The organism is Chitinophaga caseinilytica, assembly GCF_038396765.1.
GTDB classification, from domain to species: domain Bacteria; phylum Bacteroidota; class Bacteroidia; order Chitinophagales; family Chitinophagaceae; genus Chitinophaga; species Chitinophaga caseinilytica.
Genome location: NZ_CP150096.1, coordinates 2,391,973 through 2,406,392, shown reverse-complemented (window position 1 = coordinate 2,406,392; position 14,420 = coordinate 2,391,973). Strand labels below are relative to the sequence as shown.

11 protein-coding genes are annotated in these 14,420 nt (G+C 57.5%); 6 read left to right on the top strand and 5 right to left on the bottom strand.

All coding sequences use genetic code 11. The annotated features are described in order from the left end of the window. The first annotated feature begins 124 nt into the window (after nt 1–124). Genes WJU22_RS10100 through WJU22_RS10080 form a run of 5 tightly spaced genes read left to right on the top strand, consistent with a single transcriptional unit; the run spans nt 125 to nt 8,512 of the window. Nucleotides 125–3,139 carry a TonB-dependent receptor gene (locus WJU22_RS10100; protein ID WP_341843114.1) on the top strand — a complete coding sequence of 1,005 codons (3,015 nt, stop codon included), beginning with the start codon at nt 125–127 and terminating at the stop codon, nt 3,137–3,139. Nucleotides 3,140–3,161: 22 nt separating this feature from the next. Beyond that, nucleotides 3,162–4,370 carry a RagB/SusD family nutrient uptake outer membrane protein gene (locus WJU22_RS10095; protein ID WP_341843113.1) on the top strand — a complete coding sequence of 403 codons (1,209 nt, stop codon included), beginning with the start codon at nt 3,162–3,164 and terminating at the stop codon, nt 4,368–4,370. Beyond that, nucleotides 4,322–4,843, top strand: a complete 522-nt coding sequence (locus tag WJU22_RS10090) for a RagB/SusD family nutrient uptake outer membrane protein (RefSeq protein ID WP_341843112.1) — start codon at nt 4,322–4,324, stop codon at nt 4,841–4,843. Before WJU22_RS10095 ends, WJU22_RS10090 begins: the two co-directional genes overlap by 49 nt. A 41-nt stretch (nt 4,844–4,884) precedes the next feature. Further along, nucleotides 4,885–7,263 carry a hypothetical protein gene (locus WJU22_RS10085; protein WP_341843111.1) on the top strand — a complete coding sequence of 793 codons (2,379 nt, stop codon included), beginning with the start codon at nt 4,885–4,887 and terminating at the stop codon, nt 7,261–7,263. Nucleotides 7,264–7,276: 13 nt separating this feature from the next. Then, nucleotides 7,277–8,512: an MFS transporter gene (locus WJU22_RS10080; RefSeq protein WP_341843110.1), complete on the top strand. Its 1,236-nt coding sequence runs from the start codon at nt 7,277–7,279 to the stop codon at nt 8,510–8,512. A 41-nt stretch (nt 8,513–8,553) separates the two neighbouring features. Here the strand turns inward: WJU22_RS10080 and WJU22_RS10075 are convergent, their stop codons facing one another. After that, complete coding sequence (locus WJU22_RS10075) at nt 8,554–8,922, bottom strand: hypothetical protein (protein ID WP_341843109.1); 369 nt, start codon at nt 8,920–8,922, stop codon at nt 8,554–8,556. Nucleotide 8,923: 1 nt separating this feature from the next. Then, entirely contained in the window at nt 8,924–9,115 is a 192-nt protein-coding gene (locus WJU22_RS10070; protein ID WP_341843108.1) for a hypothetical protein, read from the bottom strand. Nucleotides 9,116–9,204: 89 nt separating this feature from the next. Between WJU22_RS10070 and WJU22_RS10065 the strand changes: the two genes are divergently transcribed. Further along, nucleotides 9,205–9,813, top strand: coding sequence for a TetR/AcrR family transcriptional regulator (locus WJU22_RS10065; protein ID WP_341843107.1), 609 nt, complete (start codon nt 9,205–9,207; stop codon nt 9,811–9,813). Here WJU22_RS10065 and WJU22_RS10060 read toward each other — a convergent pair. The 3 genes from WJU22_RS10060 to WJU22_RS10050 are packed head-to-tail and all read right to left on the bottom strand — an operon-like array spanning nt 9,805 to nt 14,384. After that, nucleotides 9,805–10,695: an alpha/beta hydrolase gene (locus tag WJU22_RS10060; protein ID WP_341843106.1), complete on the bottom strand. Its 891-nt coding sequence runs from the start codon at nt 10,693–10,695 to the stop codon at nt 9,805–9,807. The genes WJU22_RS10065 and WJU22_RS10060 overlap by 9 nt on opposite strands. Nucleotides 10,696–10,715: 20 nt before the next feature. Next, a complete protein-coding gene (locus tag WJU22_RS10055; RefSeq protein ID WP_341843105.1) occupies nt 10,716–13,445 on the bottom strand; it encodes a family 78 glycoside hydrolase catalytic domain in 2,730 nt (909 codons plus the stop codon). A 3-nt stretch (nt 13,446–13,448) separates the two neighbouring features. Then, nucleotides 13,449–14,384 carry a glycoside hydrolase family 43 protein gene (locus WJU22_RS10050; RefSeq protein ID WP_341843104.1) on the bottom strand — a complete coding sequence of 312 codons (936 nt, stop codon included), beginning with the start codon at nt 14,382–14,384 and terminating at the stop codon, nt 13,449–13,451. Nucleotides 14,385–14,420 lie beyond the last annotated feature (36 nt).

Genomic DNA, 14,420 nt, shown 5'->3' with positions numbered 1-14,420 from the left:
TCGGTGATTGATCAGCCCTAAACTTGGCGACGGGGTGCCGTTACTTTTACATTTGTTTCGATCGCTCAACCACGACTTTTTTCCGCCCGATGCGGAAATCACCAAAATCATTTATTCCAGGATTATGAAAAAGCAACTACTCTTCCTTTGCGCCGTGATGTTGCTGGCCGTTAGGCTGGCGGGCCAGGACCGGCAGGTCAAAGGCACGGTGACCGACGCTGCCGGCAAAACGCCGTTGCCCGGGGCCACCGTCTCCGTTCCGGGCACACCGGCCGGCACCACCACAGACAATAACGGTCATTTTACCCTCCGCCTTCCCGCCGGCGCAGGCAAGATCACCGTTTCGATGCTCAACTATGCCTCCCAAACGCTGGACGTTACGCCAGGCCAGGCGGTCGAAGTTTCCCTCGTCACCAACACCCGCGAGCTGGATGAAACGGTGGTGGTGGGTTACGGCCGGCAGAAGAAAAAAGACCTCACGGGCGCCGTGGCCACCATCAGCGCCAAAGACGTGGGCGGCCGGCAGACGCTGAAAGTCTCCGATGCCCTGCAGGGCGCCATGGCCGGCGTGTCCGTCACCCGCAGCAGCGGCTCCCCGGGCGGAGGCTCCTCCATCCTCATCCGCGGCATCACCACCATCGGAACGAACGGCCCGCTGGTGATCGTAGACGGCGTGCCCGTTTCCAGCGTAGACAACGTAAACCCTAACGATGTGGAAAGCTTGTCTGTCCTCAAAGACGCGGCCTCCGCCTCCATCTATGGCTCCCGCGGCGCGGCCGGCGTGATCCTCATCACCACCAAACGCGCCGGCAACGGGCGCCCCAGCCTCGAATACAACTACGAATACGGCGCCCAGAAAGCCACGGCCATGCCCAAATACGTGGGCCCGCAGGATTATATGCGCTACTTCAACGAACAGGCCGTAAACGACGGCGCCGCTTCCGGCGCTTATGCACAGCCGTTCATCGATGCTTATCTCGACAGCAATCGCGTCAACCCCGACGAATTCCCCGTGACCGATTGGGAGAAATCGCTCCTCCGCCACCGCACCGCGCCGCGGCAGCGCCATGAAGTCATTTTCACTTCGGGAACGGATAAGCTCAAGACCAAAGCCTCCCTCAGTTACTCGAAAGCAGGCGCGTTTTACGATAACTATGATTTCGAAAGGTATTTGCTGCGCGTCAACAACGACCTGCAGATCAATTCGAAGCTTTCCGCCGGCCTGGACATTTTCTACAAACGGACGGAAGAGAATTCCCCCAACACCGATCCCATTTACCTGAGCCGCATCATGCCCGGTATTTACGACGATTATTACAGCGACGGGCGTTTCGCCATTTCCAAAGACGGCCGCAACCCCGTGGCACAACTCTATGGCGGCGGCTTCAACCGCGACCGCTACAACCAGATCGGCGGGCGGCTCTTGTTCAATTTCAGGCCGGTGGATGGATTGACGCTCACGGCACAGGTGGCGCCGACGTTCGACATGGATAAATTCAAGAATTTTTCCACCCAGATCAAATTCACGAACCCGAACGGATCTCCCAGCACCGTGGTTAACCAGCCGCGCACCACGCTCGGCGAATCGCGGAACGAGAACATTTCCATCAACGGGCAGCTCCTCGCCAATTACGCCCGCAGTTTGCGCGGCGGCCACGACATCGATGTGCTGGCGGGATACGAAGAAAATTACAATAACTATGAATCGCTGAGCGCGGGCCGCAGCGGGTTTCCGCTGACGGGGTACCCCTATCTCAACGCCGGCTCCATCGAGCTGCGCACGAATTCCGGCGCGGCATCGGAATCTGCGCTCCGCTCGTTTTTCGGCAGGCTGAAATATGCGTATAAAGGGAAGTACCTGGTGCAGGGGAACCTCCGGTACGATAAATCTTCCCGCTTCGGCAAAGCTTACCGCGGCGCGGTTTTCCCTTCCGTTTCGGCAGGATGGACGGTTTCCGAAGAATCGTTCCTGAAGGGCGCCAGCTGGCTGTCGTTCCTGAAAGTGCGCGGCAGCTGGGGCGAAGCCGGCAATGAAAGGATCGGCAATTACCCCTACCAGGCCACGCTCGATTTCACCAACGCCCTATTCTACCAAAGCGGCGGCGTAGTGCCGCTGAGCGGCGCGGGCCAGCAGGTATATGCCGTCGAGAATATTTCCTGGGAAACCACCCGCACGTCAGACATCGGTATCGACGCGGCGTTCCTCGATAGCCGGCTCAACATTTCCGCCGGCTACTTCAAAAAATCGACTTTCGACATCCTCCTCCCGCTCGATATTCCTTTATATATCGGCTACGACAAACCCAATCAGAACGCCGGCACTCTGCATGTGAAAGGCTGGGAACTGGATGTGAACTGGAGAGACCAGATCGGAAAAGTCCGCTATTCCATCGGCGCCAACTTCTCCGACGCCCGCTCGCGCATCGGCGACCTGAAAGGCACCGAGTTCCGCGGCGATCAGATCATCCGCAACGGCTCGGAGTATAACGAATGGTTCGGATATGTGTCGAACGGACTGTTCCAAACACCGGAAGAAGTAACGGCCGGCCCCGTGATGGGCGCCAACACCAAGCCCGGCGACGTCCGTTATGTGGATATGAACAAAGACGGGGTGATTACGCCGGACGACAAGATCCTCCTCGGCGGCGCGCTGCCCCGTTACCTCTATGGCGGCAACGTGCGGGCGGATTACATGGGATTCGACGCGGGGCTTACGTTCCAGGGCATCGGGAAAAAACTGAGCCGTTTGGGGACAGACATCGTGCAACCGTTCGCCGAAGCTTTCGGGAACGTGCCGCAGGAAATGGTCGGCAAGTTCTGGAGCAAAAACAATACGGCGGAGCAAAACCTCCAGGCCACCTATCCCCGCCTGTCGAGAACGTCTAACGGGAATAATTACACGCTGTCTGACTACTGGCTGAAAAGCGGCGCCTACTTCCGCCTGAAAAACGCGACGGTGGGTTACACCTTGCGGGAGCAATTGTTGAAGACGGTTGGGGTGCAGTCGCTGCGGGTGTACCTGTCCGCCAACGATTTCCTTTCCTTCAGCAAATTGCCCAAATACCTCGATCCCGAGGCCGGCAGTTACAGCTATCCCATTGTGGCCACATTTATGGTGGGCGCCATCGTCAAATTCTAAGTTCAACCAAAAACGATTTCACGTGAAAAAGACATTATCCATCATATGCCTGGCCGCGGGGCTCGCTTCCTGCGCCAAACTGGACCTTACACCACCGTCGGAACCCTCTACCGGCGGGTTCTATTCCAACCAGACCGAGCTGGAACTGGCCGTGAACGACCTGTACCGGCTGCCGTTCTGGGGGAACGACAATGAGCTGTTTACCGACAACGACTGGCACCGCGCGCAACTGACCAATGCCGTAATCGGCGGTACCATGAACGCGGAAGACGCCAGCGTGCAAACGTACTGGCTGAATGCCTACAAGGCTATCGCCCGGGCCAATTCTTACCTGGCGAATATGCAGCGCGCCGCCGCCACCACGCCCGCTGCGGTAATGACGCGACTCGAAGCCGAGATGCGCCTCATCCGGGCTTATCAATACGCACGCCTCATCGCCAGGTTCGGCGATGTTCCGTTCATCACGAAGCCGCTGACGTTGGAGGAATCCGGCGGCATTACGCGCACTTCGCAAAGTACCGTGCTCGATTTCGTGTTCGCAGAGCTGGATTGGGCGGCAGACAATCTGCCCGCCACATACGGAGCAGGCGAAGTGAAACGCCTGACGAAGGGCGCCGCGCTGGCCATCAAAGCCCGTACGGCATTGTACGCAGGGAAATGGGCGGAAGCGAAAACCGCGGCAGACAAGGTGATGCAACTCGCCAATACCGGTGTGTACAAGCTGGAAGAGAAATACGACCAGCTTTTCCTGAAAGCCGGGGAAACCAGCAAGGAGATCATCCTCAGCATTCCCCGCGACGAAAAGCAGCAAGTGTTCAACGGCGCGGGGTTCGTACAGGATTATATCTGCCGGAATGCCGGCGGCTTCGGCGCATGGCTCCCCACCCGCGACATCGTGGACGCTTACGAATGTACGGACGGCAAACCCATCGACGAATCGGCGTCCTACGATCCGCAACATCCTTTCCAAAACCGCGATCCCCGGCTTACGATGACCATCGTCGAATTCGGGACGCCCTGGCTCGGGTTCTCCTATCAGCCGCACCCGGATTCGCTTACAACCCGCAATTTCAAAACCGGCGGCATGGTCCCCAATTTCGACAACCGCGCCGTACGCCCCTTTGCCAGCTACACTGGCTTTCTCTGGAAAAAGGGATCGATCAGACCTGGGCAGACAGGCTGGTGGAAGATAACGACGCCATCATTATCCGTTTCGCCGAAATACTGCTGACCTATGCAGAAGCCAAAATCGAGCTCGGCGAAGGCGATGCATCCGTCCGCGAGGCGCTCAACCGCGTGAGGGCACGGGCTTACAGTGTAGCCGTTACCGATATAGCGAACTATCCTTCCGTTACCACCGCCGATCTTGCCGAACTGAAAAAAATCGTGCGCAGGGAAAGAAGGGTGGAGCTGGCGAAGGAAGGCCTCCGCTACATGGACCTCATCCGCTGGCGGCTGGCGGAAAAAGTCCTGACCAGGCCGGTGATCGGCCTCCCCGACCCCGCCAATCAAAACCGCGCCAAATGGCCCTTCCCCGGCGTCACCCCGCTGGATAACGACGGCATCGCCGACTATTCTTCTTTTGGGGCAGACGTGAAAATACTGGTGGAAAGGAAATTCGATAAATCGAAGCAATACCTCTGGCCGATACCTGCCGTAGAAAGACGCGTGAACCCGGCCATCACCCAGAACGAGCATTACTGATAAAAGTGAATATGAGACACATGAAGATATCAACAGTTTGTATGATGACAGTCCTCGCCGCGGGGCTCAGCAACACAGCGGCGGCCCAATCGGATAACGGCGGGGGGAAACCGCTGCAGATCAGCGGCGTGTACCCCCACCTCACCGTCTTCAACGAAGGCGGCGGTTACCCCTGCAAGGGCGACGGCGCAGAAGGTGGCATAGGCGCCATCACGCCCTGGGCGGGCCAGTTATGGATGGTGACCTATTCCCCGCATTGTCCCAACGGCAGTTCGGACAAGCTGTACAGCATCAGCAAAGACCTCCGGCTCACCACCCATCCGGAAAGCGTGGGCGGCACACCGGCCAACCGGCTCATCCACCGCGAATCCAACCAACTGATCACCGGTTCGTATTTTATCGACAACAAGGGAAAAGTGCGCGTGGTCCCGCTTTCGACCATGCCCGGCCGCATGACGGCCACGGCGCGCCACCTCACCGATCCCGCCAACAGCGTATATTTCTACGACATGGAAGGGATGGTGTATGAAGCGAATGTGCACACCCTGGCCGTGAATAAACTCTTCCACAAGCCCGTTCCCGGATGGCATGGCAAAGGCGCCTACACCGCGCAGGGCCGCTTCATCATCGCCAACAACGGCGAGCACAAGGTTTTCGACATCAAAGCGGCCGATCTGCAAACCGGCAGCGCACCGAAAAACGACGACGAGAAAGGCGTGCTGGCAGAATGGGACGGGAAGAAATGGACGATCGTGGAGCGGAAGCAATTCACCGACATCACCGGCCCCGGCGGCATTTACGGTTCGCCCGACGATAAAGCGCCGGCCTGGAGCATCGGGTGGGACAAGCGTTCCGTCATCCTCAAACTCCTCGACAACGGGCAATGGTACACCTACCGTTTGCCCAAAGCCGCCCGCACCTACGACCATTGGGGCGGCTGGTACACCGAATGGCCGCGCATCCGCGAGATCGGGAACGGCAAAATGCTCATGGATATGCACGGCATGTTCTACGACTTCCCCAAAACCTTCACCAGGGCCAATAGCGGCGGCATCACACCCATCGGCAGCCACCTGCGCTACATTCCGGACTTCTGCGAATGGAACGGGCAACTGGTGCTTTCGACAGACGAAACCACGATCCTCGAAAACCCCTACGCCGGGCGGTCGCAGTCCAACCTCTGGTTCGGCACGCCTGAAGATTTGAAAACCTGGGGCCCCGCCTCCGGCTGGGGCGGCCCCTGGATGGGCGATTCCGTGAAAGCCGGCGTTCCCTCCGATCCCTATCTCGCTTCCGGAACGGGGAAGAAAGTGCTGCACCTCAGCCATGGGAACGGATCGCCGGTGGTTTTTACCATTGAAACCGACGGGAAAGGGACCAACGAATGGACGACCTATAAAAAGATAACGACCGGCAAAAACGGGTATGCTTTCTTCATTTTCCCGGACGGCTTCAACGCCAGCTGGGTCCGCATCCGGGCAGATAAGAACTGCGTGGCTACGGCTTTCTTCCATTACGGCGGCCAATTGCACCAGCAGGCCGATCCCATTTTCGCTTCGCTGGCGGGCATCGAAGAAAACGGTGCTTCCGGCGCACAGTTGATCCGGCCTTCGGCGGGGAACAAAAACCTCCAGGTATTGAACATCGAAGGTGGGAAAAAGCGGTATGCGGAAATCGGGGAAACCTTGCAGAACGTGGCTTCCGTGGGGGATAGTTCGGCTCAGATGGAAAAGATACTCGCGTTGGAAAGGGATTTTGAAGTGGATGATGCCTCCGTGATCGTGACCGACAAAACCGGAACGTTCCGCCTGCCGAAAACCTCCGCGCGGTACGATCAGCCGATGGCGTTCGGCTGGCCCCGCGGCGCGAGGGAACTGGAATCGGAAAGATACATGCTGAACGCGCATGGAACGTTTTATGAAATCGGCCGGGAGTCAGGGTTCGCATCCATCCGTCCCGTTTCCACCCACAAAAGAAAGATCGCGGATTACTGCACCTGGCGCGGATTGCTGGTGATCAGCGGCACCCGCGGCGGCGCATCGCCCGACGGGCATTACTTCGATACCCATGGGCCCGCCGGAGGATTGTGGTTCGGCGCCATCGACGACCTCTGGAAACTCGGCAAGCCCGTAGGCGAAGGCGGCATGTGGAAAAACACGGCGGTAAAGGCGAACGATCCTTCCCTGCCGTTCCTCATGACGGGGTACGACAAAAAATCGGTGACCCTTCAATCCGACAAAACCGTGCAGATCACGCTGCAGGTGAATACCGATCTTACCGGCTGGCATACTTACAAAAACATCCGCGTTCCCGCCGGCCAAACCGTGCGCCACGAATTCCCGGAAGGTTACAATGCGCACTGGATAAGGGCTGTAGCCGACAAAGACTGTACCGCCACCGTGTGGATGAAATATGAATAAAATGACGCAAACCATGCAAACAGAAAAACCTGCCCTTCGCGCACTGTTTTCCGCACCCGTGATCGTAGCGGCGCTGGGATATTTCGTGGACATATACGACCTGCTGCTGTTCGGCATTGTGCGCATCCCGAGCCTGCGCGACCTGGGGCTGAGCGAAGCCGCCATTTCCGGAGAAGGCGCTTCCATCCTCAACTGGCAGATGACCGGACTGCTGCTCGGAGGCATTCTCTGGGGTGTGCTCGGCGACCGGAAAGGCCGGCTGTCGGTGCTTTTCGGGTCGATCATCACTTATTCGCTGGCCAATTTCGCCTGCGGTTTTGTGCAGGACGTGCCGCAATACAAAATCCTCCGGTTCATTGCCGGTGTGGGCTTGGCCGGGGAGCTCGGGGCGGGGATCACGCTCGTATCCGAAAGCCTGCCGAAACATCTGCGGGCGCTGGGTGCCTCGCTCGTAGCGGGTGTGGGATTACTTGGCGCAGTGGCGGCCTACTTTACCGTGGAGCTGTTCAGCTGGCGGAACGCGTATTTCGCAGGCGGCGCGCTCGGGGCGATGTTATTGCTCCTGCGCATCGGGGTGTTCGAATCCGGTTTGTATGTGAACATGAAAGATATGACGGGCGTGCGGAAAGGGAGCTTCCTGTCGTTCTTCACGCGGAAAGACAGACTGGTCCGCTACCTGAAATGCATCGGGATCGGGTTGCCCACCTGGTACGTGATCGGCATACTTTCGACCTTCAGCAATGAATTCGGAAAAGCCCTGGGCATCGTGGAAGAAGTGAAACCGGGGCTGGCCGTGATGTGGTGTTACGTAGGCCTCGCGGGCGGCGACCTGCTCAGCGGCTACATCAGCTACCGGATGCAATCGCGGCGGAAAGCGGTGATGCTGTTGATGGGATTTACTTTCGCGGGAAGCGTGATTTTCCTCTACGCCGGTATCAATACCGCCGCCATGCTCTACTTTGCTACGCTGTGGCTGGGTTTCGGGATCGGGTATTGGGCGATGTTCGTGACCATCGGGGCAGAACAGTTCGGTACCAATATACGCGCCACGGCCGCTACCACCATTCCCAACATGGTGCGGGGCACCGTTGTGGCGATGACCTTATCCTACGGATTCCTCAAACCGCTGGTGCATGAAGTGAACGCCGCGGCCATCGTGGGCGCCGTCTGCTTCGCGATCGGGTTTTATTCCATCTTTACGATCGACGAAACCCATCACCGCGATCTCGATTTCGTGGAAGAACATTAATACGTTTGACAGATATCGATACGATCTCACCGGGAGCCGGCTTATACCGGCTCCCCTTTATTTCCGGCAAAAACGGCTTTCCTTTTCATCCACAACTGGTAGCAAACCCCTCCCGCGAAATAAGCCACCACATCGCCCCAATCTCCCGTATACCGCGGCGAAAATGCCGGCGCGAACACCTCCATCACTAAAGACACATACGCCGCCACGAAAAGCACCCAGCCGAAAGGAAACACGAAACCCGGATCGCGGGCCACGGCGCGCCGGATGATGAGCAACGCCAGATGCGCCATGGCAGGAACAGCCAGGAAATCGGTCAGGTAGCTATTGAGAAAGGGCAAGGGATGCCCGATGCCGCGGAAAAAGTGGATAAACGCCCATACCGTGGCGCAACCGATCAGCAACCGCATGTCAGACCACCATTAAAATCACCCCCGCCAACGATACGCTGATGATCAGCGCCAGGGTGCCGAAGAGGTAAAATGCACTGTCTTTCAGGGTCCTGACCACCGGCCCGTCGCCCGGCTTCAGGGGCAGGAACATCGCCCGGATGCCCTGGAACCAATTTTCATGCTGCTTTTGCTGTAAACCGTCCTGTTCCATACATATCGATTTAGAACAAATGTACTAATCAATTAGAACAAAAGACCTAATTAAAATCAGTTTTTCGGAATAGCGGCTTATATTTGGGTATGGACACCAAATCCAGGATCCTCGAAACAGCATTGGCGCTGTATAACGAACAAGGGATACAAAGCGTCACCAGCAGGCACATCGCCGCCGAAATGGGCATCAGTCCGGGCAACCTGCATTATCATTTCCGGCATACGGACGATATCATCGTGGCCCTCTACGAGGCGCTTTCCGCACAAATGGACGCGCTGGTACTGGAGATGGAGCGGATCGAAAACGCCCGGCCGGAAGCTTTGCTGGATTTCGCGGAGCATACGTTCCCGGTGGTTTTCAAGTATCGCTTTATCTTCCTGCACTTCCCGGAAATCGGGCTGCGCGTGCCTTCCGTCAAGAAACAATACACGGAACTGGTGAAACGGAGGGAAAAGGAGTTTTTATCGTTTTTCAGGGCCTGGCAGGAAAAGGGCATCTTCCGGAAAGATGTGCCCCCTCAAATCCTGCAAACGCTCGTCACCCAGATATTTCTTGCAGGAGATTACTGGCTTTCCCACAACGAGCTCACCGCCCGGCTCAAAGGCAAAGAGGCCGCCAGGGCTTACCGGCAGGTTTTCGCGGGCCTTTTCTGGCCCTATCTCACCGAAAAAGGGAGGAAGAAATTTTCAATGTAACCAACCCGCCTGCCGCATCCAGAACAGGCAACGGCCGAACCATTCGTCGAACGACGGCTCCTTCAGGAACCCATGTTCCCCTTTCTGATAAATATGCAGCGATGCCGGGATTTTGTGCGCCCGGAGCGCCAGGTAAAACTGGATACTGTTCTGCTCACCGACCACGGAATCGTCGCCCGCATGTACGAGAAACGCGGGCGGGGTGCGCCCATCCACCTGTAATTCATTCGAAAAGCTTTCTACCAAAGCATTTCCCGGTGCATCGCCGAGCAAATTCCGCCGCGATCCGGCATGGCCGATACTATCCGTGAAACTGATGACAGGGTTCACGAGCAACATGAAATCCGGGCGAACATTTCCCGCATTCCCCTTGAAATGCGTACCTGCCGTGGCCGCTAAATGTCCACCGGCGGAAAAACCCATGATCCCAATCCTGGTGGTATCTAACTTCCAATCCGCCGCCTTCGACCGAACGATACGAATGGCTTCCTGCGCGTCCTGCAATGGCGCCTGCGCGGGCTCCGCGATGAGTTGGGCGCTGGGCAACCGGTATTTGAGCACGAAAGCCGTGACACCCGCCTGCACAAAAGCCCTGGCCACATCGCGGCCTTCGCGGCCAAGGAGCAGCACGCCATATCCGCCACCCGGACAAATAATAACCGCCGTGCCGTTGGCGTTCCCTTTTTCAGGGGCAAATACCTCCAGCGACGGTTGGGTGATGTTGGACACGAGCAGTCCCACCGTTTTATCGGTACGCACGTTCTCTTTCGCAGCAGCGGCGGCCGGCAGCATTCCGGGCACTTTTCCGCCATAGAGCAAAATCGTTTCCTGCGCGGAAACGGTGCCGGTCAACAGCATTAGCCCCAAAGCCAACTTGCGCATACGCCAACTTTTTGTGATTATTATTTCGAAACCGTGAAAACATAATTCCCCGAACCCGTCGTGAATACGGCGTACCCGTTTTCCGTTCGTGCCGGTTGCAGTGGCTTTCCGCTTTCCTTCACCACCGTTCCGAATTGCTGCGGGATGTATACTTCAGCCGTTGTGTTGCCGGGGATCGTGGTTTTGAGGGTATATACACCGTTCCTGATGTTCCACTCACTGGCGATCTTTCCGTACATGCTTTGGATATGCCCCTTCGCGAAAGTCAGGTTCCCGGCGGGTTGCGGCTTGATGATGATCTTCCTGAAACCGGGCGCCGCGGCATTGATCCCCAACAGCGAACGGTAAAACCATTCGCCGATAGAGCCGAACATCGGATGGTTTTGGGAATAGGTATTGTCTGAATATTTCCAGGTTTCCCACAGCGTGGTAGCGCCGTTTTCGATCATATGTCCCCACCCCGGGAATGTACGCTGGTCGGCGATTTTGTAGGCCACATCGTTCAAATTCCGCTCCCGCAGCACGTCGAACATCATCTTGGTACCGAAGATGCCGGTGGAAAGATGGGAATCCTTGTTCTCGATGGCCCGCAACAGCGCCTGTTGTGTTTTTCCATCATCATCGCCCTGCGGAATGCCCGCCCATAGCGCCATTGACTGGGCTGTTTGCGTTCCTTTCCGGAATTCCCCGGTAGCGGAATTGAAGAATTTCGACTGGATGGCCAAGCGGATATCGTCGCGGAGTTTGGCGTAATCGGCGGCATCTTCCGTTTTGTTGAGCACTGCGGCGAAATCCGCCATCATTTTGGCGGTCAGATAGTAGAAAATGGATGCGGTAAGAGGCACCTCCCGGTCGTCGAGCCCTTCATGATCGCCAAGGTCTTCCTTCTCGAAAAGGTTCCCGGTGGCGCGTTTCCGGAGGAATTCGAGCTGCTTTTTCATCGCCGGATAGCTTTCTTCCACGATCCCTTTATCGCCGTAATGCTCGTACATTCTTTTGATGAGGAACGGGAAACCGGCCTGCCAGCCCATCGGGCCGGAACCGTCGCCGGGGCCTGCGTCTGCGATGCCGACATAGGGCGCGGTTTCCGGAATGCCGCCCATCGGCCGCTGCGCGTCGATATGGTCACGGATGGTTTTGACATAAAAAGCGGGCATCCCGAAATGATGCATGAACGAACCCGCACTGCAAAGGATATCGCCGGAATACGCGAGTTTTTCCCGCGCGGGGCAATCGGATTGAATGCTGAATACATTGCTGAGGAACGTCCACCGGATCACTTCATCCAGCCGGTCCAGCATTTTGTTGGACGAGCTGAAACTGCCTGTAGCCGGGAGGTCGGCGCTCATCCGAAGTCCGTCGATATCCCCTGTCCCCGGTTTCCCCGGCCATCCGGAAATTTCCACGTACCTGAAACCGTGGAAGGTAAACCGCGGGTGCCAGGTTTCGAGGCCGCCGCCTTTTAATATATAGCTGTCTTCCTGCCAGGCGATGTGCGGCGCCCCGGGGCCGCCGTTCCCACCTTTGATCTGGCCGGCAACTGCCGTCATTACGTTCAGTTGTCCATCTTTCAAAGTATCTTCTCCATACCGCAATACGATCTCCTTCCCCGCGGGCCCCTGCACGCGCAGGCGCACGGCGCCGGCGAAATTCTGTCCCATATCTGCGAGAAAAACGCCGGGCTTCACTTCTTTTATGCGGACGGGCTTCAATGTTTTCGTGATGCGGATGGGCGGCTGCCCCTGGGCTTCCATCCTGCCTTGCGGCCCGGCTGCCGGCACTGCGTCCTTCCAGGTTCCCGCGGGCTGCAACGCTGCCCAGTTCCTGATTTCGCGGCGCGCATCGTACTGCTCCCCGAGGTACACGTTGTTGCGGACAACAGGCCCGGGCGCGGTTTTCCAGGAGCCGTCGGTGCCGATGGTCTCGGTTTTACCGTTCGCGTAGGTGATGCGGAGCATCGCATTGGCGATGGGGCGGCCGGTCTGTAAAAAATCTCTCCAGTTCCGGGAGCCCCACATCCGCAGTGGCAGCGGATTGTACCATCCGTTGCCCAGCATGATGCCCATGGCGTTTTCGCCGGACTGTAACATCGGCGTAACGTCGTGCACGGCATAGAGGATTCTTTTGTTGTAGGTCGTCCATCCCGGATCGAGCACCTGGTCGCCTACTTTTTTTCCGTTGACGTAGGCTTCATAATAGCCAAGGCCCGTGATGTACAACCGGGCTGAAACGATTTTCCCGGATGCGGTGAATTGCTTTCTCAACAGCGGCATGGGATCTTCGGCGTAAAAATCCTGTGGCTTTTCGGGAACGCCGCTGCCGTCGCCGATCCAGCTGGCCGACCAGTCTTCCGGCCGCATCGCCGCCGTTTCGAACCAGGCTGGCTGACTCCAGGCGGATGCGCGGCCCTTGTCATCGAACACCCTTACTTTCCACCAATACCGCGTGAAGCTCCGCAAAGGCGTGCCTGCGTAGGGGATATGGATGTTTTCGGTGGAATTGATTTTGCCGGAGCGCCATGCATCGCCATTTCCCTGCATATTTGAGCTGACGATGATTTCATAAGCCGACTGCCGGAGATCGCGGCCGTTCCCTCCGATCATCCAGCTCAGCCGGGGAGCGGGCGCGTCTATGCCGAGGGGATTGCTTCGGTATTCGCAACTCAGTTCCACGGCCGAAACCGCGGCAGATTGCGCGAACGTGATTTGGGCGCACAGCATCAGCGCCAGGAACATCCATTTCGATTGCATGGGCTATTGTATGATTTTCAGTTTTCCGTTTTCTTCCGTCACTTTATGGATCCGGACGCGCGTATGCGGCGCGCCGTTGGGAGCATGAAAGGAAATGCGCAACTGACCGCTGAAATCGCGGAACAGCATGGCATGGCCGCCGTCGTCGGTATTCAGCGGTTCGGGATCGTGTTTCCACGGGCCTTTCAGCTCGCCGCTCTCAGAGCGGGCAACGCCGATCGCATATTTCCCCGCTTTGGTGAAGCTGCTCCAGATCATGATCATTTCTCCGTTTTGCATCCGGTGGAAGAAAGGCCCGTCCGTCACGATGCCCCTCTTCCCTTCACCTCCTACCGGCCCCGTCCATGGCGCATCTCCAGCCCTGGCCAACTCAATAGGCTTACCAACGGCGGAATTCAGGTCGCGGGAAAGGCGTTGCGCCATGATGCGCCCGTCTCCCACTTCCAGCCACTCCCAACACCAAACCAGCCAGGGCTTCCCGTCTTTTCCGGTATAGATGATGCCGTCGAGGCACATATTGGAATCCGGCGTGGCCGGGCCGTTTTTCAGCGGTGCGAAAGGCCCTGCGGGATGATCGCCGACGAGGATGGAAGTGCCGCGCTTGCGGCCCGGTGCGCTAAAAGTGGCGAGCATGTAAAATTTGCCGCGGTATTTGTAGACATCCGGCGCCCAAAAATCTTTCGTTCCCCAAAATCCGGCCGGCGGTTCAAAGGCGATACCGGCTTTTTCCCAATTTTCGAGGTCCCGGCTTTTGTAGACCGCGATGCGCGGGTTTTCGTTGGCGTAGAGATAATACGTACTGTCTGCCGGATCCGGGAACACGAATGGATCGCGTATGCGGAGGTCGGCCGTTTTGACCTGCGCCACCGCCATTTGCGCGACCATCAGCATGATCCCCACAAAAAATCGCCCGCATCGGGACGCGTTCTTTCTCAACATGGTTTTCTGATTTATGGCTGATCGATGTTCGACGGG